This is a genomic window from Alteromonas sp. AO-Serp (assembly GCF_017849675.1).
Classification (GTDB): domain Bacteria; phylum Pseudomonadota; class Gammaproteobacteria; order Enterobacterales; family Alteromonadaceae; genus Alteromonas; species Alteromonas macleodii.
Genome location: NZ_JAFLMX010000354.1, coordinates 1 through 22748, shown reverse-complemented (window position 1 = coordinate 22748; position 22748 = coordinate 1). Strand labels below are relative to the sequence as shown.

At 45.3% G+C, this 22748-nt stretch carries 18 protein-coding genes; 15 read left to right on the top strand and 3 right to left on the bottom strand.

Features of this window, described 5'->3' with window-relative positions:
- The 4 genes from QVA83_RS22205 to speA all read left to right on the top strand — a co-directional run.
- Positions 1 to 204, top strand: a 204-nt coding sequence (locus QVA83_RS22205) for an NAD(P) transhydrogenase subunit alpha part 2 (protein ID WP_287498979.1), incomplete at its 5' end; no start/stop codon positions are given.
- A gap of 11 nt (positions 205 to 215) precedes the next feature.
- Positions 216 to 1604 carry an NAD(P)(+) transhydrogenase (Re/Si-specific) subunit beta gene (locus QVA83_RS22200; protein ID WP_014951244.1) on the top strand — a complete coding sequence of 463 codons (1389 nt, stop codon included), beginning with the start codon at positions 216 to 218 and terminating at the stop codon, positions 1602 to 1604.
- A gap of 185 nt (positions 1605 to 1789) precedes the next feature.
- Positions 1790 to 2212 (top strand): hypothetical protein, encoded by a 423-nt coding sequence (locus tag QVA83_RS22195; RefSeq protein WP_014951243.1) that lies wholly within the window; start codon positions 1790 to 1792, stop codon positions 2210 to 2212.
- Between the two features lie 158 nt (positions 2213 to 2370).
- Positions 2371 to 4281: a biosynthetic arginine decarboxylase gene (speA, locus tag QVA83_RS22190; RefSeq protein ID WP_014951242.1), complete on the top strand. Its 1911-nt coding sequence runs from the start codon at positions 2371 to 2373 to the stop codon at positions 4279 to 4281.
- A gap of 43 nt (positions 4282 to 4324) precedes the next feature.
- On the opposite strand, the gene QVA83_RS22185 is transcribed toward speA, so the two are convergent.
- Positions 4325 to 5473 carry a serine hydrolase domain-containing protein gene (locus QVA83_RS22185; protein WP_039229068.1) on the bottom strand — a complete coding sequence of 383 codons (1149 nt, stop codon included), beginning with the start codon at positions 5471 to 5473 and terminating at the stop codon, positions 4325 to 4327.
- A 299-nt stretch (positions 5474 to 5772) separates the two neighbouring features.
- On the opposite strand from QVA83_RS22185, the gene QVA83_RS22180 reads away from it, so the two are divergent.
- From QVA83_RS22180 to QVA83_RS22170, 3 genes are read left to right on the top strand one after another with little or no spacing between them, the layout of a single operon-like run.
- The gene (locus QVA83_RS22180) at positions 5773 to 7215 is read left to right on the top strand and encodes a DNA-3-methyladenine glycosylase 2 family protein (protein WP_287498978.1); all 1443 of its coding nucleotides are present in this window, start codon (positions 5773 to 5775) and stop codon (positions 7213 to 7215) included.
- A gap of 14 nt (positions 7216 to 7229) precedes the next feature.
- Entirely contained in the window at positions 7230 to 7778 is a 549-nt protein-coding gene (locus QVA83_RS22175; RefSeq protein WP_287498977.1) for a methylated-DNA--[protein]-cysteine S-methyltransferase, read from the top strand.
- A 33-nt stretch (positions 7779 to 7811) separates the two neighbouring features.
- On the top strand, positions 7812 to 8696 hold the full coding sequence (locus QVA83_RS22170; protein WP_014951239.1) for a DMT family transporter: 885 nt from the start codon (positions 7812 to 7814) through the stop codon (positions 8694 to 8696).
- A gap of 17 nt (positions 8697 to 8713) precedes the next feature.
- Here QVA83_RS22170 and QVA83_RS22165 read toward each other — a convergent pair whose 3' ends face one another.
- Positions 8714 to 10135 carry a sensor domain-containing diguanylate cyclase gene (locus QVA83_RS22165; RefSeq protein WP_014977725.1) on the bottom strand — a complete coding sequence of 474 codons (1422 nt, stop codon included), beginning with the start codon at positions 10133 to 10135 and terminating at the stop codon, positions 8714 to 8716.
- Positions 10136 to 10372: 237 nt separating this feature from the next.
- Here QVA83_RS22165 and glmU point away from each other — a divergent pair, with 237 nt between their 5' ends.
- The 8 genes from glmU (at position 10373) to QVA83_RS22125 (ending at position 21428) form a co-directional block, all read left to right on the top strand.
- Complete coding sequence (gene glmU, locus QVA83_RS22160; RefSeq protein WP_287498976.1) at positions 10373 to 11731, top strand: bifunctional UDP-N-acetylglucosamine diphosphorylase/glucosamine-1-phosphate N-acetyltransferase GlmU; 1359 nt, start codon at positions 10373 to 10375, stop codon at positions 11729 to 11731.
- A gap of 289 nt (positions 11732 to 12020) precedes the next feature.
- A complete protein-coding gene (locus tag QVA83_RS22155) occupies positions 12021 to 13061 on the top strand; it encodes a Gfo/Idh/MocA family oxidoreductase (protein ID WP_287498975.1) in 1041 nt (346 codons plus the stop codon).
- A 196-nt stretch (positions 13062 to 13257) separates the two neighbouring features.
- Entirely contained in the window at positions 13258 to 14070 is an 813-nt protein-coding gene (locus tag QVA83_RS22150; RefSeq protein ID WP_287498974.1) for a DeoR/GlpR family DNA-binding transcription regulator, read from the top strand.
- A gap of 2 nt (positions 14071 to 14072) precedes the next feature.
- Positions 14073 to 15905, top strand: a complete 1833-nt coding sequence (gene glmS, locus QVA83_RS22145; RefSeq protein ID WP_287498973.1) for a glutamine--fructose-6-phosphate transaminase (isomerizing) — start codon at positions 14073 to 14075, stop codon at positions 15903 to 15905.
- 263 nt (positions 15906 to 16168) lie between these two features.
- Positions 16169 to 17155, top strand: a complete 987-nt coding sequence (locus tag QVA83_RS22140; protein ID WP_075177229.1) for an LLM class flavin-dependent oxidoreductase — start codon at positions 16169 to 16171, stop codon at positions 17153 to 17155.
- 124 nt (positions 17156 to 17279) lie between these two features.
- Positions 17280 to 18302 carry an ABC transporter substrate-binding protein gene (locus tag QVA83_RS22135; protein WP_287498972.1) on the top strand — a complete coding sequence of 341 codons (1023 nt, stop codon included), beginning with the start codon at positions 17280 to 17282 and terminating at the stop codon, positions 18300 to 18302.
- Positions 18303 to 18321: 19 nt separating this feature from the next.
- Positions 18322 to 20247: an ATP-binding protein gene (locus QVA83_RS22130; RefSeq protein ID WP_014951201.1), complete on the top strand. Its 1926-nt coding sequence runs from the start codon at positions 18322 to 18324 to the stop codon at positions 20245 to 20247.
- A 104-nt stretch (positions 20248 to 20351) separates the two neighbouring features.
- The gene (locus QVA83_RS22125; protein ID WP_287498971.1) at positions 20352 to 21428 is read left to right on the top strand and encodes a GGDEF domain-containing protein; all 1077 of its coding nucleotides are present in this window, start codon (positions 20352 to 20354) and stop codon (positions 21426 to 21428) included.
- A 23-nt stretch (positions 21429 to 21451) separates the two neighbouring features.
- Here the strand turns inward: QVA83_RS22125 and QVA83_RS22120 are convergent, their stop codons facing one another.
- The gene (locus QVA83_RS22120; protein WP_039221630.1) at positions 21452 to 22450 is read right to left on the bottom strand and encodes an NADP-dependent oxidoreductase; all 999 of its coding nucleotides are present in this window, start codon (positions 22448 to 22450) and stop codon (positions 21452 to 21454) included.
- Between the last annotated feature and the right edge of the window lie 298 nt (positions 22451 to 22748).

The window sequence follows — 22748 nt, the reverse complement described above, 5'->3', positions numbered from 1 at the left end:
ACCTTACATACACCCTTAATGTCAGGCTCTAACGCGATATCGGGTATTACGTTAGTGGGAGCATTGGTAGCCTCGGGTAGCGACAACAATTTGCTAACGACCATTCTTGGTACCGCAGCTGTGGCGCTGGCCAGCATCAACGTGGTGGGTGGTTATCTCGTTACTGATCGCATGCTTGGCATGTTCAAGAAAAAAGATAAATAAGGAGTACGCAAGTGAGTGATATCGTAACCGTAATAAACCTTGCGTACGTAGTAGCTGCGGCACTATTTATACTAGGACTTAAGTTACTTAGCCATCCAGATACCGCGAAAAAAGGTAACTTTATTTCTGCCATTGGTATGCTGGTTGCTGTCGTCGTCACCCTGCTTGACCAGCAGATCATTAGCTATCATTACATCCTGCTAGGTTTTGTTATTGGTGGCGCCTTTGGTGCGTGGAAAGCCAAGACCGTTGAAATGACGGCAATGCCAGAAATGGTGTCGTTATTTAATGGCTTTGGTGGCGCAGCGTCCTTGCTTCTGGGTTGGGCAACATTAGCCGGAATGAGCCTAATTACTCTTAAAACTGAAAGTGCGTTCACTTTTATTACCCTGTTTTTCACAATTTTAGTTGGGGGTATTACGTTCTCTGGCTCGGTGGTAGCCTGGGGTAAGTTGTCAGGAAAAATGAGCTCTAAAGCCGTTATTTTCACAGGGCTTCGCGAGCTAAGCATCTTGCATCTAATTGGCATGGTGGTGATAGGTTATTTCTTTACTACCGACCCAAGCAACCCACTTTGGATTTACTGTGCTATTGCGTTGTCACTAAGCTTCGGCTTGTGGGCTACCATTTCAATTGGTGGTGCAGATATGCCGGTGGTTATTGCGCTTTTAAATAGCTACTCAGGTGTAGCAGCGTCGGCGGCAGGTCTTGCTACAGGTAACACAATATTGATTGTTACCGGTTTACTAGTAGGCGCTTCAGGCTTAATTCTTACCAATATTATGTGTAAGGCCATGAACCGTTCATTGATGAATGTGTTGTTGTCTGGCTTTGCCAAGCCAGTCGAGGCCGGCGAAAAAATAGAAGGCGAGATTAAAGTACTGTCGGCGCAAGATGCATTTTATGTATTAGAAGCAGCGCAAGCAGTACTGGTGGTGCCTGGTTATGGTATGGCGGTTGCGCAAGCGCAGCATGCGGTACGTGAACTTCAGTCGTTGCTAGAGGAAAATGGCTGTACGGTTGACTACGCCATTCACGCTGTAGCGGGGCGTATGCCGGGCCACATGAACGTGTTATTGGCAGAAGCTGACGTGCCTTATGACCAACTATACGAGATGGATGACGTTAACCCTCGTATGGAAAACTATGACGTGGTTATTGTTATCGGTGCAAACGATGTAGTTAACCCAGCAGCCAAAGAGATGAAAGGCAGCCCTATTTACGGAATGCCAGTTATCGAAGCACACCGTGCGAAAACGGTCTTTGTACTTAAGCGTTCTGCGAATGCCGGTTTTGCCGGTGTAGACAATCCGCTGTTTTTCAAAGACAACACGCGCATGGTTCTGGGTGACGCTAAAGACACTATTAACAGCATTATTCGCGAGTTCGGAGACGACTAATACAGCGTATCTTTTTGATACATCTTCTATAAAGGCCTGTTTAAACACAGGCCTTTTTGTTGGGTATTAAACTTAATTATAAAGTACTCAACTATAGTTGTAGTTGATGCTTATCAGCTCTAGTATGTGAATGCTATAGATGTTGAGTTAGCTATTCATATAGTCGCATAGAGATGTACGAGTAAATGTCTACGACCCCTTTTCATATTGAGCCGTTTAGAAATTGTATTTTGGTCACGCTTCGCGGTAAGTGGGATATGTCCACGAACATTCAGTACCTTGCTAAGCTTTCTGATTGCTTGAAAACCCGTAAAGGCAGACCCTTTCACTTATTTGTAGACATGCGTAGTTGGCAAATCCCCAATTCTGATACCTTCAATCAAATAAAAGCACCCATCAAATTAGATAGGCGAAGTCAGCTCAGTGAGACATGGCTGGAAGATGAAGCAACTGATGCTGATCACATTGCAGAAAAGTTTTTTAGCGCGCCATCAATTAAACTGGGATTTGAACTTGAACGTACTCAAAGCATCTCAGAGTTTATAACCCATTGTGAAGAAAAAGCAGATAACGTCGTTTTAGATTATGTTCGAACTTGGATAGGCTAAAAAAGCCCGCGTTCGATAAACAAAATTCGTCGCGACAATAGATATTTTATATCGCAACAACTATCGCGTTCAGTCTTACGTTGACTATAATACGCTGCTTATTTTCGCACTTTCTATGCTAGGTATTGGCCTAGCCCACTTACAAATAGGTGAATAAATTGTCAGATTGGAGCATCGAAGAAGCGGAGCGCGTCTATGGCGTGTCTCAATGGGGTGGCGGCTATTTTCAAATTGGTGAAAACGGCAACGTCCATATTACCCCTGTTCCTGAAGATCCTAGCATTCGAATCGACTTTAATTCGGTAATTGAAGATATCCGCAAAGAAGGCGTACAGTTTCCTGTTGTAGTGCGCTTCCACGATATTCTGCGCTCGCAAGTTGCAGGCTTGAACAAAGCATTTAGAAGCTCCATCGAAGAAGCCGAATACCAAGGCCAATACCAAGGCGTATATCCGGTAAAAGTTAACCAAATGCGCGAAGTGGTTGAGGAAATTGTCGATGCGGGCAAGCCTTTTAACTACGGTTTAGAAGCAGGCTCAAAAGCCGAGCTTCTTACTGTACTTGCCATGAATACTAACGAAGAGTCGCTGACTATTCTAAATGGTTATAAAGACGACGAAGTTATGCGTCTAGCACTGTTAGGCAGAAAGCTGGGTCGCCGCGTTGTGGTAGTAGTTGAAAAATACACCGAGCTTCTTCTTCTGGTAAAAATAGCCAAAGAGCTGGATATCGATCCTATCATTGGTGTGCGCTCAAAAATGACGGTGAAAGGTCGTGGTAAGTGGGAAAGCTCTGGTGGTGAACGTGCGAAATTTGGTTTAACCATTACTGAGATCATTAACGCAGCCCGCTACCTTGAAGAGCAAGGCATGGCGCACTGCTTAAAGCTGCTGCATTTCCATATTGGTAGCCAATTAACAGACATTCGTGCGGTTAAAGAAGCGGTAACCGAAGGCGCGCGTATTTACGCAGACCTTCACAAAATGGGCTTCGAGCTAGATTATGTTGATGTAGGTGGTGGCCTTGGTATCGATTACGACGGCAGTAATTCAACTAATGAATCGTCGCGTAACTACAGCATGCAAGAGTATGTGGCTGACGTTGTCTATGGCATGAAGGAAATGTGCGACCTTGAAGGCGTACCGCATCCGCATCTGGTTAGTGAAAGTGGACGTGCAATCACTGCGCATCACAGCTGTGTTATCACGGAAATTGTGGGCGAAATTAAGTCGAATGCGTCGCAAATGGATACATCAGCAAAAGCGGGTGAACACTTCTTCCTTAAGAATATGCGCGAACTTGCAGACACGTTTGATGAACAAACGAACATGCATGAAATTTACAACGATGCGTCGCAGTATAAAGAGCAAGCGCTAGATGCATTTAAATTACGCGTGTTGTCACTTGAAGAGCTGGGCAAAATCGAAACGCTGTACTGGCAAATTATGGGTCGCTTACAGCAGTGGTATCGCAACGAAGAATATGTTCCAGAAGAGCTTCAAGAGCTAGATTACAGTTTGTCGTCTCAGTACCTTTGTAACTTCTCTGTATTCCAGTCGGCTGCTGATACATGGGCCATCGACCAGCTGCTGCCGGTAGTGCCTCTTATTCGTATGAATGAAGAGCCAACGGTCAATTGCTCGCTGGTGGATATTACCTGTGATAGCGACGGTAAAATTGATCAGTTCACTATTGGCCGTGAAATTACTGACGTACTGCCAATGCACCCACTTAAGAAAGATGAGCCGTACTATATTGGTTTGTTCTTAACGGGCGCTTATCAAGACGTTATGGGCGACATGCACAACTTGTTTGGTCGCTTAAATGAAGTGCATATTTACAGCTATGACGACGATCCTGAAGACTTTTACATTGAAGAAGTGGTGAAGGGTTCATCGGTAGAAGATGTACTTAACGTTATGCAGTATAACCCGCGCGCAATGGCATCAGACGTAAAACGCATGATAGACAAGCAAGTGTGGGACGGAAAATTGAATCCTCGTGAAGGGGTTCGCTGGACTGATTTTTACGAAAACTGTTTAGCAGGTTATACCTATCTAAAACAGTAGCGTTTAATATCTGAATGAAAGTACCGAAAAGCCGATGCCGATATTACTTATCTGCGTCGGCTTTTTTCAAGTAACGCTTCCAAAACTCGGCTGTCGTTGAATTAATCATATTCGACTCTGCATTCATCAGCATCACATAGCCAACTTTGTGTTCAGGCAAAAACGCCACGTCAGCACGATAGCCTTTTACCCAACCCCCATGATAGTTAAGCTGTAATCCATTTAAGTCGTAAATACGCCAACCCAAACCATAGTGAGCATCGTCAATCATGCCGCGCCAACCTCTGCGGTAGGTTTCACGCTTCGTTTTCACGCGCTCTGTAGTGACATAGTCCACCATTTCATCGGATATGACCGTTGGGAACTCGCCTAGCAGCGCTTGCAGATAAATCGTCATATCTGAAATGCTAGCGTTAACGCCAGCAGCTGGAGAGAACCGGTAGTAGTTGCTTTCTACCTTTCCTTCGCGCCATTTATTTCTGGCGATAGCAATATGAGGTTGAGCCCATGATTCTGATGCAAGCAATCCGCCTTTTCCAACACTGGCTGTTTTCATACCTAGTGGTGCAAACAGGTTGGCCTGAAGCTGTCGTGAGTAAGAGGTATTATTGTTGCTGAAGTAGTATTCCAGCGCACCAAAGAGTGCATTTTGATAGGTATAGCATTCACCCGGCGCACACAGTGGTTCAAGCTCGCCCAGGGATTTAAGCACGCGCTCCAGCGAGTAGTCAGCTTCAATAAGGTTGTCGTAAGCGTTGGGCATAAAGCCACTAGATTGGCCAACGATATGTTGCAGTTGCAGCGCATTCATTCCTTTGCCTTTAAAAGGAATGTCGGGTAATAAGGTGGTTATCGGTGTTTCCCAGCTAAGCTGGTTTTTTTCTACAAGTTTAGCTGACAACAACGCAGTAAAGGTTTTTGAAACAGAAGCTAGCCTGAATACTGTGTTCTCTGTAACTTTCTCTCCGCCGCGTTTGCGGGTACTTCCATATACGTAAACCCTTGGCGCTTTGCCCTGTTCATAAAACACAAACGCATAACCAGGCACGTTGTATTTTGAGGCTTCCTTTTGAACGTAACTAGCATAGTCATCAAGCCAATCCGCAAAAGCGCTTTGTGTAATGACCATTAGCATCGCTATCAGCCAAATTTTAGACAGGCGCAGCTTGAAGGTGCGCAAAGAGTTCAGCATACAGTCAGCTCGTTAAGCCTGTGGTTTTCTGATACATCCATCAGGCGCTCATTATTATTATCGCATTATTATGCGTTTAGCTGCTCCAATGATCAAATGTCGCTAATTATGCTCACTATCTCTTCAATGATTTGATTTATTCTAGCGGTAAGCGAACCGTTGTAAGAATATGCAAGAAAGGAAGAGAAGTTCGACTAGCAAGATTTGTAATTATTGAGTTCTGATTTTGTCGCACCAACAGAGCCAATGCACGATACACTAGATAAAGGTGATAAACGACAGGTGGGAAGCGCATTCTAATGCCAGACAATCTTTTTGTCTCAGACATGGGGGCTTCAGAAAACTCAACAACTGCTGAGTCAGTGCTTTCAAAAGCAAGACTTAGCAGAGATCCGCGCTTTGACGGACGATTTTTTGTGGCGGTAAAAACAACCGGTATTTTTTGTAGGCCAATCTGTCCAGCGCGACTTCCTAAAGAAGAGAATGTTACTTACTTTCAACACGCCACACAGGCAATGGCACATGGTTATCGTCCATGTTTTCGCTGCAGACCAGACAGTGCACCTCGTTCAGCGGCGTGGAAAGGCGTGGGCGCAACGATTAACCGAGCGTTGTCGCTGCTATCTGTTATTCCCATTGAGCGGGTTGCGGATATTGCTATGCGGTTGGGTATTAGTGAGCGTTACCTTAATAAGTTGGTCGTCAATGCTGTGGGCATACCGCCTAAGCAGTTTCAAAATATGCAGCGCACTTTGTTTGCAAAGCAGCTTATTCAACAAACTCATTTATCTATGACAGATATCGCAATTTCGGCAGGCTATCAATCACTGAGACAACTGCAGCGTGCCATAGAGCAATATTGCGCTACGTCTCCTACCCAGCTTAGAAAAAAAGAGCAGGTTCAACAAAAGGCTATCTCTTTATTTCTTTCTTATCGGCCGCCGTACAATTGGCCCTATGTACGAGATTTCTTGGCAACCCGCGCTATTGAAGGCATGGAACGAGTAACGAACGAGAGCTATGAACGATACTTTTCATGCAATGAAAGTTTAGGCTTTTTTAAAGCCATTCACGACGAGGCGCGCCACGGATTCAAACTTCTCATCGACATGCCTGATTTAGGTCGTCTTCATACGATAATTGAAAACATTAAGCAGGTACTAGATCTTCACGCTGACCCGCTTTTAATTGAACAAAGCCTATTGCAGTCTGGGTTACCGCCGAGCAAGTTAACGCTTGGGCTACGCCTTCCCAGTGCATGGAGCGTATTTGAAAGCGGCTGCCGGGCTATTGTAGGCCAGCAAGTTAGTGTAAAAGCGGCTATTGGCCAGGTGACTTTACTGGTACATCAGCTGGGCGAAACGGTATCTGATGCGCTCCCGTCAAACGGTCTTGAATCTATAACGAGTGAACGCTACAGCTTTCCCTCGCCTGAAAGTGTGGCCGAAAACAGTCTTGAATTCTTACGTATGCCACAGGCGAGAAAAGAGGCCGTACGTCACTTTGCTCGTTTATTCATAAACGGTAACATGCCAAGCCATGAAGACATACTCGCCATTAAAGGCGTGGGGCCGTGGACGCTCGACTATTTAAAAATGCGCGGGGAGAGAAACCCTGATATTTACCTTGGCGGTGATTTAATCGTTCGTAAAATGGCGCAGCAGTACCCCATAGCGCCTGAAAAAGCGGCACCTTGGCGCAGCTATTTAACCCTTCAATTGTGGCATTTAAGCAATCAGTAAAGAGAGTCGTAAGTATGAAATATACAGATTTCGTGAACAGCATACAGGGGCTTGTTAAAGTTGAAGCCACTGATAAAGGCATAACGGCTATCGAGTTCGTGAGTGCCGCTGAATCAGATAATACGGCCAACGCGAAGCCGGGGGTTATAGGCAGAGAAACTGCAGCGCAAGAAAGCATGCTAAGCAACGGCTTTCATTCGCAAAAAAACGCCATCACCGAAGCAGCGTGCAGTCAATTACAGGCATACTTTGACGGTACGTTACGCGAGTTTGACCTACCGCTTTGCCCTAAAGGTACGGCGTTTCAGAATCAGGTGTGGGATGCCTTGCAGCACGTTAAATACGGCGAAACCGCTAGCTATTTAGATATCGCAAAAGCCATTGGCAACCCAAAAGCTGTCCGCGCCGTGGGTATGGCAAATGGTCGTAACCCTATTGCTATTGTTGTGCCTTGCCATCGTATAATCGGAAGTAATAAAACCCTAACGGGCTATGCAGGTGGTTTACCGCGTAAGCAGTATTTACTTAATTTAGAAGGAGCCCAAGGGGTGCTGGGGCTATAAAAGAATGGGTGATAAGAAAATGGTGATAAAAGAATGGCAATAAGAGACATTATCTCGCTGCTTGTGTTAGCCGGTATCTGGGGCGGTTCATTTATTTTCATGCGTGTTGCCGCACCAGAATTTGGCATTTATGTATTAGTAGCCATTCGTACCGTGCTTGCTACAGCGGTATTGCTACCATTGCTGTTAATACGAGGGTCGGTAAAAGACATAAAGCGCCACTGGTTGGCTATTGCGCTGGTGGGCATGGCTAACACGGCGGTTCCCTTCGTCCTGTTTAATTACAGCAGCCTGCATTTAGAGGCAGGCGTTAATGCCATTTTAAATGCCACGGCTCCCATGTTTGGCGCCATTGTCGCTTGGCTGTGGTTAGGTGACAAACTAACAAAGTCAGCAGTAGCGGGGCTTTTTGTAGGCTTTGTAGGCGTAACCGTTATTAGTCAGCAAAAGCTTGGCGAGGGCGATATTAGTTTTCTTCCTATTTTGACTGCATTATTGGCCACCACTGGCTACGGCATAGCCGCGTGTATGATGAAGAAATGGTTGCAGGGGGTTAAACCTCTGGTTGTCGCTACAGGTAGTCAGGCTATGGCCAGCGTGATGCTAGCACCATTCGCGCTTGCGACCTTGCCAGAAACAATGCCAAGCGTTAATGCATGGGTAAATGCGGTAGCGCTGGCTGTCGGTGGCACGGGCATAGCGTATATCTTGTATTTCAAACTCATAGCTGACATCGGCCCAGCCAAAGCCATTACTGTAGCTTACCTAGTACCACTATTTGGCATTATTTGGGGTGTACTATTCTTGCAAGAGCACTTATCAATTCAAACCATTGTGGGCGGTTTAATGATTTTGTTCGGTGTGGCGTTAACCACAGGAGTTCTCAAAAGAAAACGCCTTAAGGTTAAACCTGCTTAGATTGAATCAAACCTGGGCTAGTCTATTAGCTGCATTCTTACTAAGTTGCTGCCGTCGCGCTTGGCTTGATAAAGCGCGTCTTCCGCGTGCGCGGTTACTTCGTGCATAGCGCGCGGTGACGCGGTGTAAGATATACCAATAGACGCTGTAATAAGCAGTTCTGGTAACTCTTGTAGCGGCGGCAAGGTAGCGATGCCGTGACGAAGATTTTGTGCCATATCAAAAGCCACATGCGGGCCGGTATGTGGCAATAGAATAATGAATTCTGCACTGCTCCAGCGTCCCAATACATCCTGCTCGCGCAAGTGCTCAGCCAAGTAGGCCACAACTTTATCTAATAAGTCGTCGCCTGCGTTTCTGCCGTGAGCGTCGACAATGTCAGAAAACTCATCAATGCTAATAAGCATCACGCTTAATGACTTATGTTCAGCCAGCAACGTTTTGTAGATAAGCTGTAAATTCTCTTTTTCTGGAAGACGGTTAGTATGGCGAACAACCAGATCTGGCTGCATGTCTTTTCTGAAGTAATACAACAGATTGTAGATAAGCAAAAACAGCGAGAATACAACAACCAGTAGTGTTACAACGCTGAATATAAATGCTTGTGAAATTTCAGCCTGGCGTTCTTCAAGTGGACTAAGTAAAAACACCGTCCAACCAAATTGATTAAGTTTTACTTCGGCAATAAGGTAATCATTCTGGTCGATAGTCACTAATTTATTGTTGAGTGCCTGCTCGTTCTGGATAGTAAGGGGAAGGCTGGCATACCAAGGCAATTCTGACAAATTGGTAAAATCAGAGTAAGACGCAATAAGATTAGGATCAGAAGACAGCATAATGTCACCCTCACCATCTACAAACAAAAAGTCGTAGCCGTACTCTTGCTTATAGGTATCGAAGACCTCGATAAAACTGCGCAGACTCTTTCCAACACCAAAGAAGCCCAAGAAGCGGCCATCTTCATCGTGGATCTTTATATCAATATAGAAATGGGTGTCTTCCCATTTACCGATATCTGCCACGGCATCGGTAGGGTAGTCCTTGTACTTGAAATACCAGCTTACTTCCCCTTCAATCAGGTTAATTATGCTGCCATCAGAATTATATTGTTTTCTGTCTGCCTCGCTGGCAATAAAGAAAGACAACCCAAACTCGTTTTCAAGACGATCCAATGTTTTGAAAACAGCCTCTTGGTCAATCGTTTCTCCATCCATCAAGTCTACTAACTCGGTGGAATGCCCCAAAGCTTCTGAAATATGGAGTGGTTTTAAAAGTTGCTCCACAATAAGTGAGATTGCGGGCGAAAGTGACTGTTGTTGCGCGCGACTCTGCTCGGCAACAATCTTGGAAATACTAAAATGTACCAGTGTAACGATAGCGATAACCACTACCGCGAATAACACTAAAATGCTTCTATGCAGTGTTCTAAATGTGTTCACAGACTGCGCATGCTCCCTTGCCTGACTGAACTTTACCTATAATGGTAAGTATACCTGTTGCAATATTGAACTACTAGGTGACTATCATTAACTTTAGACTAAATAACAATGAAGGAAAACACCTAGTTTTCGCACTCTGCAAATAGCTTTTTATCACGAATGAACCGCTGACATATGCTATTCCCTTGGTTACACTATGCTCCGATTTTCATTCTCTTTGCGAAATAAAGGAATTATATGGCTTTCTCAGTGGTTGTTTTAGCGGCGGGTAAAGGTACTCGTATGAAATCGTCGTTACCCAAGGTGTTACACAAAGTAGGTGGTGTGCCTATGGTGCAGCGAATTATCAACACAGTAAAATCACTGGGTGCTGACAATATTCATTTGGTCTACGGTCATGGCGGCGACCAACTAAAGGCAACGGTTGTTGAAGACAATCTAAACTGGTGCTTACAGGCCGAACAGTTAGGTACAGGCCACGCTGTTCAGCAAGCGGCACCTCATATTAAAGACAATGAAGACGTGCTTGTTCTGGTTGGCGACGCGCCACTTATTCGCGAAGAGACACTAAGTGCGTTAAAAGCTGCGAAGGAGAGCTGTGATTTAGCACTGCTCACTGTAAATCTAGACGACCCCACAGGTATGGGCCGTATTATTCGTGAGAATGACAACATTACCGCGATAGTTGAGCACAAAGACGCCACTGATGCCCAGCGTGAAATTAAAGAAATTAACACCGGTATGATGATGATGTCTGGCGTTGATCTTAAGCGCTGGTTGGGCGAGTTAAGCAATGATAACGCGCAAGGTGAGTATTACCTTACCGACGTTATTGCTATGGCAGCGGCCGAAGGCAAGCGAATTCAGTCAGCACAGCCACAGTCTGCGGTAGAAGTGGAAGGCGTTAATAATCGTTTGCAGTTAGCTAACCTGGAGCGCGCGCTTCAGCGTCGCCAAGCCGAGGAGCTAATGACCAATGGCGTGACCTTGCTGGATCCTGCTCGTTTTGACTTACGCGGCCAGCTTGAAACCGGTAACGACGTAATTATCGACGTTAACGTTATTGTTGAAGGTAAGGTGACACTTGGTAGCAACGTCAACATTGGTGCAAACTGTATTCTGCGCAACTGTACTATTGCCGATAACACTGTAATTGAAGCTAATTCTATTGTTGAAGAAGCTAGTGTGGGTGAAGCCTGTACGGTCGGGCCTTTCGCTCGACTACGCCCTGGTGCAGTAATGCAGAAAAATGCCAAAGTGGGTAACTTCGTGGAAATGAAGAAGGCTATTTTAGGCGAGGGCGCCAAAGCAAATCACTTAACCTACCTAGGCGATGCAGAAGTGGGTGCCAAAGCGAACATTGGCGCAGGCACTATTACCTGTAACTACGACGGTGTGAACAAGTCCAAAACCGTCATCGGCGAAAATGCCTTTATCGGCTCAAACTCGTCGCTTGTCGCGCCTGTAAACATTGGCAAAGGGGCTACTGTAGGTGCTGGTTCCGTGATCACGTCAACCGTAGACGAAGACGCGCTAGCCGTTGCCCGCGGTAAGCAGCGCAATATTCCAAATTGGCCGCGCCCGACAAAAAAATAAAGACGTATCCTTATTAAAGTTCGCTAACGGGTTACATGGTGAGATAGGGCTGGCAAACACAAATAGTGATTAGCTAGCCCAGTTTCTTCTTCAGTCCCATCAAACTATCGCCCAGTCAGAAAGATGACAAAATCAGAGGGCTTAAATTAACGTCTACTGTGTCGCTGTAAACGCAACTCATTCAGCTATCTGTCTTCTAAATAATGAACTATCTAAGGTTTCCCCTATCTATCATTACTGATAGTGTGTGTTTACTTACCTCTTAATTCTCGTTACACAAGGATATGCGATGATATCTACACTTCTGGTTGGCTTTGGATTTTCCGCCACAACCTTTCATTTGCCATTTCTCAATTATCTACCGCAGTTCTCTGTCGATGTGGTTATCTCTTCAAAACCTGATGTGGTTAACGCAGTTTTACCCCATGCTGAAGTGTATGGCTCGTTGGAAGAAGCGCTTAAAATTCACGATGTAGACTTGGTGGTTATCACAACCCCAAATCACCTTCACGGACCACAGACGAAACTGGCATTAGAGCACAGCTGTCACGTATTGGTAGAAAAGCCATTTACATTAGATAGTGAAGAGGCAGAAGCTTTAGTAGAGCTTGCACATTCTCAAAATAAACAGCTTTGTGTTTATCACAACAGACGTTTTGATGGCGATTTTCTTACGATTAAGCAGCTAATTAACGATGGAAAACTTGGCGACATTAAACGTTTGGAAAGCCGCTTCGATCGATTTCGCCCAGTACCACGAGACAGATGGCGTGAAAATGCAGGGCCAGGAAGCGGTATCTTCTGGGATTTAGGCCCGCATTTAGTAGACCAAGCGATACAGCTATTCGGCGAGCCGGAAGAAGTGTCGGCAAGCATACAGGCCTTGCGTGAAAATGGGCAGTCAGATGACACGTTCGATGTAACACTTCACTATGTTGATAAAGTTGTAAAGCTAGGTAGTTCAGCTTTTCAGGCAGGAGCAACATTGCGCTACGACTTGCAAGGCACAAAAGGCAGCTTTCGAAAGTTCTATTTAGATCCGCAAGAAGATAAATTGCGTGCAGAGCTATCCTTTGATGATGAACACTGGGCGATTACAAAAGATAACGAGCATGGCGTGCTTGCTGTGGTCAATGAAAGCGGCCAGCTAGTTGAAGAGACGGTGACAACATTGAAGGGTGAATATCTCACGTTTTTCAATCGCCTTGCTCACGCTATTGAAGACGGTAAATTCTCGCCGGCTGACGCGAGTACGGTCGTACCTGTTATCAAAGTCATTGAGCTAGCCATAAAAGCGAGTGCTCAAAAGAAGTCGCTGGCGTTTAATTAAACAATTATCTTGATCGTCGTTTCAATTTAACTTACGATGCTTTCACTTTAAAACTAATAGCTTTCGTTTTGAAAGTTATGGTTGAATATTGAAGGTGTGTTTGCGGACTGTTTTGCTGACTTTCATGGCCTGTTCTCAATTGGAACAACGCGTACAGGAAGGTTTAGCGAGAGGGCGGTAAGAGCATGAGGTTATATTGAAAAGTAGTAAATCGGTTGAACAGCGCCGCCAGCAGATAGTGGCGTGGGTGAAAGAGCATGGTCAATCTCAAGTTGAAGATTTGGCCGTGCGTTTTGCTACGTCTGAAGTCACCATTAGAAAAGATCTCGCAGCCCTTTCGCAGCAAGGTTTACTGATTCGACAGTTTGGTGGCGCAGTGCCTGTACCATCATCTACCAACTCAAATGCTGGGCCATCTCAGTTTATTACCAGTGACCCTTTCACGAATTCAACTACTAGCCCAGCAATTAACGCTATAGGCCAACTTGCAGCGAGCTTGGTCAAACCGGGCAATAAGCTCGTTATAGACTGCGGGTCTACCACCGCATCCATCTTACCCCATTTATCACATATCGATGATTTAGTGGTAATGACCAACACGTTATCAACCGCCAATTACCTTACTCAAAGTGAAAAAGAGCCGACGGTGTTAATGGTAGGGGGCACATGGGATGCCCAATCTCAGTCGTTTCAAGGCGCGATGGCTGAACAGTTGGTTAGTGCCTATAGTTTTGACATTGCGTTTATTGGTGCCGCGGGCATAGATGTCACCAGAGGCACCACCACTTTTAACGAGCTTATTGGTGTAACCCGCGCCATGGCTGTGGCGGCGAGTAAGGTGGTTATAGTAGCCAGTTCAAAGAAATTAACGCATAAAATGCCTAACCTAGAGCTAAGCTGGAAAAACATTTCTGTTTTGATCACTGATGAAGGCATTAGTGAACAAGACAAACTTAATATTGAAAATCAGGGCGTGACAGTACTTATTGCAGCGCCAAGTGGAGAATAATCATGTGTGGAATAGTTGGCGCTGTAGCTGAGCGTAACGTAGTTGAAATCCTATTAGAAGGTTTAAAAAGGCTAGAGTATCGCGGCTATGATTCAGCTGGCGTAGCGCTACTGCAAGGCGACGGCACGCTTACGCGTATTCGCCGTACAGGCAAAGTACAAGAGCTTGCTGATGCGGTTGCAGAAGGTGAAGCTTTGGGCACAACTGGAATTGCTCATACCCGTTGGGCAACACACGGTGGTGTGACTGAAGCGAATGCGCACCCACACTTTTCAACTGAACGTGTAGCTGTTGTTCACAACGGTATTATTGAAAACTATGTTAACTTAAAAGCACAGTTAAAAGAGAAGGGCTATACCTTTACCAGCGACACCGACACAGAAACCATTGCCCACACCGTACACGAAGAGCTTAAGTCAGGTAAGACTTTACTAGACGCTGTACAAAGTGCCGTTAAAACCTTCCACGGTGCGTATGGCACCGTCATCATGGATAAAGAAGATCCTAGTCGCGTAGTGGTTGCACGTTCGGGCAGCCCGCTTGTAATTGGTTTAGGCCTTGGCGAGAACTTCATTGCGTCAGATCAAATGGCATTATTGCCAGTGACACGCCGCTTTATCTTTTTAGAAGAAGGCGATGTGGCAGAGATTACTCGTCGCGATGTTAAGATCTTCGATAAATACGGCAATGCCGTTGAACGCGAAGTGATTGAGTCGAATATCGAGCACGACGCGGGTGACAAAGCGGGTTACCGCCACTACATGCTCAAGGAAATTCACGAGCAGCCAACCGTTGTGCGTAATGCGCTTAAAGATCGTATTGACGAAAACGGACTTACCGCTGACATATTTGGTAAAGGTGCTGACGAGATATTCAAAAAAGTACAGCATGTACAAATTATTGCCTGTGGTACCAGCTACCATGCGGGTATGACGGCGCGCTATTGGCTAGAACAATATGCAAATGTGTCTTGCAACGTAGAAATTGCATCGGAGTTTCGTTACCGCAAGTCAGTAGTGCACCCGAACAGCCTGCTTATTACTATCTCTCAATCAGGTGAGACAGCCGATACGTTAGCTGCCCTTCGCTTAGCAAAAGAGCTGGGCTATATGTCTAGTTTGACTATTTGTAACGTTCAGGGTTCGTCATTAGTACGCGAGTCAGACCTTGCATTTATGACCCGCGCTGGCGCGGAAATTGGCGTAGCATCTACCAAAGCTTTCACTACTCAGCTCACAGCGTTCTTAATGCTTACCCTAGCACTGGGCAAAGAAAACGGCATGACAGACGCTGACAGCAAAGCTATTGTCTCTGCGCTTCATAGTCTACCAGCAAAGCTTGAAGAGACCTTAGCGATAACTGGTGGCATTGAAGATTTAGCTGAAGAATTTGCAGATAAGAACCACAGCTTGTTCCTAGGTCGTGGCGACCAATATCCTATTGCCATGGAAGGGGCGCTAAAGCTTAAAGAGATTTCTTATATTCATGCGGAAGCGTATGCGTCTGGGGAATTGAAACACGGCCCACTTGCGCTTATTGATGACGAAATGCCCGTTATTGTGGTTGCACCGAACAACGAACTCCTCGAGAAGCTAAAGTCGAACGTTGAAGAAGTACGTGCCCGTGGCGGCATCATGTATGTATTTGCGGATAAAGATGCGGCGTTTGAAGGTGATGAAACCATGCGCGTTATCGACGTACCGCACTGCGACGAACCAATCGCACCTATCATTTATACCTTGCCACTACAGCTTTTGAGCTACTACGTAGCGCTAATTAAGGGCACCGACGTTGACCAGCCGCGTAACTTGGCGAAGTCGGTTACGGTAGAGTAAAGCCCGCTGCTAACACACTTAGTAACGCTCACATACAAAGCCTGCGATTGACTAAATCGCAGGCTTTCTTATTTAACTAAGGTGAATATTGGCCTGCAGTCAAACAGCGTGCCCCAGGTTTAAGCCTCACTGCTTTTTAAACAACCTTCACTTCATCGATAAACCCTCTCCATCCGTCTTACTTTGCTATGCAGCGCCGTTGTAAAACAGGAAGTAAGGTCATACTTATAAGTAATGACACGGTTTAAACATTGCGAGGCAACATGGCGATACCTTATTCACTGTTAGATTTAGCGCCGATATCAGAAGGGTTTGGCGTAAAAGACGCGCTGAATAATTCAAAGCTAATGGCTATGGAGGCAGAGCGCAGTGGCTATGAACGTGTGTGGTTAGCCGAGCATCACGGCATGCATGGTGTTGCCAGTTCTGCCACCTCAGTAGTGTTAACGCACATTGCTAACGCCACCGCTACCATTAAAGTTGGTGCGGGCGGTATTATGCTGCCTAACCATGCACCTTTGGTCATTGCTGAACAGTTTGGCACCTTGGCTGAATTATTTCCCAATCGCATAGAGCTTGGACTTGGCCGTGCACCAGGCACTGATATGGCAACCGCACGCGCGCTTCGTCGTAATTTGCAAAGCGATGTGGACAGTTACCCAGAAGATATTCAGGAACTTCAGCACTACTTGGGTACACCGCAAGACGGGCAGCCGATTGTTGCAGTTCCAGGGGCGAATACCCACGTGCCCTTGTGGTTACTTGGTTCTAGCTTGTACAGTGCACAGGTGGCGGCAAAGATGGGGCTGCCATATTCGTTCGCCTCGCATTTTGCGCCCGATGCGCTATTCGATGCGCTTCATGTGTACCGCAATATGTTCAAACCGTCGCCTCAGTTATCAGCGCCAAAAGCAATGGCTGGTGTAATGGTGGTGATTGCTGAAACCGATGAAGAGGCTGAACTCCTATTCACGTCAGTGAAGCAGCAATTTATGAACATGCGACGTGGTCTTAACAGGCCTTTCGCTAAGCCTATGCCTGACTTTGAAGAATATTGTACGGCGACTGACGAAGCAATGTTATCGAATGTATTGAGGTATGCGTTGGTAGGGTCGAAAGAAACAGTGCAAAACAAGCTAGCTCAGTTTGTTGAAGCGACGGGTGTTGATGAAATTATCGTGTCGATGCCGATTTACGATATAGAAGCGCGCCTGTTTAGTGTTAACGCATTTGCGGAAATCGCATCTTAGTTTTTAGAAAGCTATTCCCAGTATTGAATATTTGGTTATAACTTCCACTATGAATGACCTTCGAATAACTTTATGATACGTCTATATGTGCGTATTTTCAGTTAGTTGTGTTAGGTTCACAGTCATGACAAAGGTCTGGTTTTCCCTTCTTTTAGCTTTATCTTCTTTGATGTGGGGCGCTAGTGCTGCTTTTGCGAAAGAAACCCTGGACCTAATTGTTCTTGAAACACTGCCTGTTCCAATTGTCGCTGATTCGCGGGCCGAGTTCGAAAAGGAACTTGCGCGGATTATGCCCGAACACGAGATTAACGTAACATCGTATAACGCCGAAGGCTCTGAAGTTCGTGCTAAGGAGATACTTACCGAGCTTGCACAAAACCCAGCGCCTGACCTTATTGTATCGGTGGCGACTCTTGCCACCAGAGCGCTGAATGCGTCTGAAGCGTTTGTTGATGTACCTAAGCTGTTTATGGCGGTCTCAGCACCGGTTGAAGAAGGAATAGTTTCTGCTATTGGTGCGGTTAGTGAACGCAACATGACGGGCGAGTCACACGTGCTAGACGCAAAGGTAAAGCTAGATATGTTAGAGGGCGTGCTCAGAGCGTCTAAGCCCTCATCGCTTTTTACCATCGGTCTAGTCCATTCTACATACCCATCGTCAAGTAACTTGGTTAATCAACTTCTGGCACTGAATGGTGACTACGAGAACATAAATCTTGTTGCTGTTAGTACACCGTATATAGAAGGCGATGATGGACTGGTTGAAATGACTGACAGCATCATCAACAGCTTGCAGCAAAAAACAAACGAGCTGGATGGTTACTGGCTTTCATCTGGGCCGCTCGCGGAATCGAATGGCTTAGTAACAAAGGTAAAAGAAGCTACTGGACTGCTTCCTTTATTCGCAGAAAGCATTTCCTCTGTAAAAGAAGGTGCGCTTCTTGGCGTAGTATCTGAGCCAGCGAGTATTGGCAAATCAGCTGCAAGAAAAGCCAAGCTAATTCTTGAGAAAAAATCGGCGAGGGACATTCCCGTTGATAAAATGGATACGTACACTGTAGCGGTAAATGTGTCTACAGCAATCAAACTGCAGTTGCCCATTCCTTCAAATTACTTGAAGCTGTCGAAAAAACATGTGTATCAATAAGGCCTAATTAGAAGTAAGTATGCGGATTAAATCGAAACTGCTGGTTATCTACATTCCAATTTTATTAATTGGTATGGCACTTACTGGGTATTGGGCTTATTTGACGGCGTACGATTCAGTACGCGAAAGAGAATATCAGCTCCTCACTCAGACGCTTACATTAAACGTTTTAGAGATCATTGACGAAAGACGTGAACTGCTTATTGAGTCGGGCCTAGAGAATGTGCCTGTGTTTCGCGAGGCCTATCAAAAGGAAGTGTTTGAAGAGCTAAAGTCGTTGCAGCAAGCCACCGACCGCCACTTTGCGATCAGTGACAAGAGTGCTGATACTGTAGTGTTTAGTACGATGGAGCACACTGTGGTTCCTAATGTCGAAGATGCGACAATCGCAACCATTGCCAGTCGTAAGGTCGCCTTTGGTGAGTCGAATATTAACGATGCTGACGTGTTATTTGCGTGTGCGGAATTTGCGCCATGGAATTGGAAAGTTACCGTATTACAGCCTGCTGACGCACTGCAATCTTTCCTATCTACTATTGCGTGGCTAACGTCATTAGTGACGCTATTTGCTGTCGTTATTGTCAGTTTGCTTATGGGAAGAGTCACACAGGTGTTTGTTGTTTCTCCTATCGAAAAAATAAAATCAGCAGCAAGTCGCATTGCGGTTGACCATAAGAAGGTCAGTATAGACTTACAGCAAAACGACGAGTTAGGTAGTTTAGCGCGAGACGTTGAGGCAATGTCCGGTGAAATAGAGCAATACGTTGCTCAAGCTCAGCAAGCAAACCGCGCAAAAACGGATTTTCTTGCAGTAATGAGTCACGAAATTCGCACCCCACTGAACGGTATTCAGGGATTAGCAACGCTACTTCTTGATACGCAACTGTCCGACAAACAGCATCAGTATGCCAGCGATTTGAAATCATCGGCGTCTATTCTAGCGACCGTTATCAACGATGTTCTGGATCTCTCAAAAATTGAATCAGGTATGTCAGAAGTTGACGTTACAGAGTTCGATCTTGACGCAATGCTGAATGACCTTATTACGCTACTGGGTACCAATGCTAGCGCCAATAGTACGCGTTTGGTTTACAAAAGTAAGAACATGGAATCGGTGGCAGTAACCAGTGATATTACGAAGTTACGCCAGATAATCATTAACTTGGTGAGTAACGCAATTAAGTTTACTCATAAGGGCACGGTGACTATTTCCGCCAAACTCAAACAGCCTTCCCAGGATACCGTGAGCGAGAACCATTTGGTAATTGCGGTTAAAGATACCGGTATTGGTATTGAGCCAGACAGACTCGAGCATATTTTTGATAAGTTTACGCAGTCCGATTCATCAATTACGCGTAAATACGGTGGCACTGGGCTAGGTCTTGCTATTGCAAAGCAGCTTGCACAAATATTAGGTGGTGATATTAAGGTGGTGAGCAAAGTAGGTGAAGGTTCATGTTTCACCGTTACCGCCAAGGTGCAGAGTCGTCGCGTGGTGGAGTCGTCGGCCGATTCGGATTCCGCGCGACAAGCAGAGCGCGCTAGCTTACCAGAAGGTATTAAAGTTCTGTTGGCTGAAGATAATGCCATTAATGCTGTGGTAGCACAGGCACTCTTAGAACAGCTGAAATGTGATGTTGAGCACGTTGATAATGGACTGAAAGCCGCTGCACGAGTAGAAGAGGGCGGTATTGATGTTGTTTTCATGGATGTGCACATGCCAGTGATGGACGGCATTGAAGCGACAAAACGCATTCGAAAGCTTGATGGAGAGCTTAGTAAAATCCCGGTTATAGGGCTTACCGCCGAAGCATTCAAAGAGCGGCACGTGTCATTTAAAGAAGCAGGGATGGACGACATCGTTACCAAACCAGTCACCGTTGAGGCACTGCAAGAAAGTTTGTCGAAACTGGCGCTTAATCAAGAAGTCACTGATAATAGTTAAAGTGATGCAGCTTCAGTAATTTGAAGTTGTAAGAGCCCGTGGGAGATTTCGCCATGGGCTAATATATAGATGCTTTAACAGTAACTTATTGCTTAAGGTGGCGTGTGCAAATCAATAAACCCCGCGAGCTACTTCGGCTGAGAATTGCGCTGATCATTGGTGCTGTACTTGTGCTTGCCTTTATGGCTGCTGACTTGATGCTACTACCAAGCAGCATGTACGAGCTGTACATATTCGATCGCTTACTTCTTCAATTCCCTATTATACTCGTCGTTGTTGTACTCTCCTTCTGGCGCAGGTTCATTCAGCATCGAGCCTACATTTTCGCAGGGTTACTTATTGCGCTTTCTTACAGCAACTACTGGTTAATATGGGTTTGCTGGGAAGAGCACAGCTTCATTTTCCCCTACGAGGGCACCATTTTATATGCTTTCTTCTGTGTGTTTGCGCTGGGTATTGCCTTTAAATTAGCGCTAGCAGCCAACGTCATCAACATTCTGGGTTTCTTGGGGTTAATGTGGGTTGCGCCGGTTTATGGTGACAGAGTTCCAATTTCAATGGCATTTGTATCTGGGTCTTTGTTTATTTGTGTCTATGCCCGTTATCGGTTAGATCGCAGCGTACGCATGTTAAAAGAAACCAATGACAGGCTACTTAAACTTAGCAAATTTGACCCCTTATCTGATTTATTGAATCGGCGTGCGTTACGAGAGCAGAGTGAAAAACTGTTGGCGTTGAGTAAGCGTCATAAAGTGTCGATGGCCGTGATGATGCTCGACTTAGACGACTTTAAAAAATATAACGACAGTTTTGGTCATCAGCAGGGTGATGAAGCCATAAAAATACAAGCCCGCATTATGAAGCAGGTCTTTAAGCGAGAGACAGACATATTAGGTCGGTACGGTGGCGAAGAGTTTATTGTTGTATTGAGCGACATTCAGAAAGAACAAGTTGAGAAGCACTGTGATGCACTTTTGAATAAGTGGACAGAAGCAGCATTAGAACATGCACAAGATGCAAAGCATCCTTTAATGAGTTGTTCCATTGGTGTGGTGTTTGCCAAGTCGGCCGAGAATATGTCAATCGATTGCCTTATTGACGAAGCAGATAAAGCACTTTACGAAGCAAAAGAAAAAGGTAAAGCCCAGTTTGTATTAAATCAGGCGCAGTGCTTAGAATAACACTGCGCTTTTTCACGATTGGCTTACAGCTTCACAATCATCTTGCCCGTGTTCTTGCCTTCAAACAACATATTTAGGCCCTTCTCGGCGTTCTCTAAGCCTTCCACAGTGTGTGCACGGTACTTGATTTTACCTTGTTGAACATAAGGCGAAAGCTTTTGCAGTAGTTGTGGGATTTCACCCCAGTGATCAGGCATAGCAAAACCGCGAATGTTAATTCGCTTTTTAATCAGCGGGATCCAGTTCGGGCCCGGTGACGGCTTTTCAGACTGGTAATCGGCAATCATTCCACATACCACAATTCTGCCATGGGCATTCATTCTGTTAAAAATGTGCTGCTGAATAGGACCGCCCGTATTTTCAAAGAAGACGTCTATTTTATTTGGTGTTAGTTCGGCTAACTTTTCTTCTAAATTGTCAGTTTTGTAGTTTATAGCCCCATCAAACCCAAGCTCGTTAACAATCCAATCGGCTTTGTCTTCGCTTCCTACTACGCCAATTACACGCAGCCCATCTGCTTTAGCAAGCTGACCTACAATTGAGCCTACAGAACCTGCTGCACCCGTAACAATAAGTGTCTCACCTTCTTTGGGTTCGCCAAAGTTGTATAAACCTGTTGTGGCCGTTAGGCCTGGTAGTGCAAAAACACAAAGGGCCATTTCTTCAGTAATGCCAGGCTGAAGTTTGTTAAAACCAGAACCGTCGCTGAGCACATATTCACTCCAGCCAGTCATTCCCATAACTTTGTCGCCAACCGAAAAATTAGGGTTGTTAGACTCAACCACTTCGCCCACACCGCTTGAGCGCATTACATCGCCAAGCTCCACAGGTGGAATATAGCTCTCTCTGTCTTCACTCATCCAACCTAACATCGCAGGGTCTAAAGACATGTGAGTTTGCTTTATCAAAATTTGACCGTCTTTAGGCGTGGGAATTTCGAGCTCTTTGCTTTCAAATAAGTGTGGCCCAATTTTTCTGTCATGAGGGCGATTAACGAGTGTAATAGCTTTGTATGTTGACATGATGTCCTCCTGTTATAAGCACAAATGGTCGACGGCTTATCGAATGTAAAAGCGCGTCGCTAAACACGGTTGCATCTGCGCTGTTTAAAATAGGGTGGGGGTTATAGGCATAAACACAACCTATAGCACAGCTTGTTTATAAATTTGAGTGAAACCTTTTTGCATTTCCAATAGGTGTTAGTGATAGTTATTTAAAATGGCGTTAACAATATTGAGATCTTTCGTTAACTCTGTTTTATCAAAGTTGCTTATAAATGCGTCGAAGTTGTAGCTATAATTGTAAAAAATGCGATAAAAG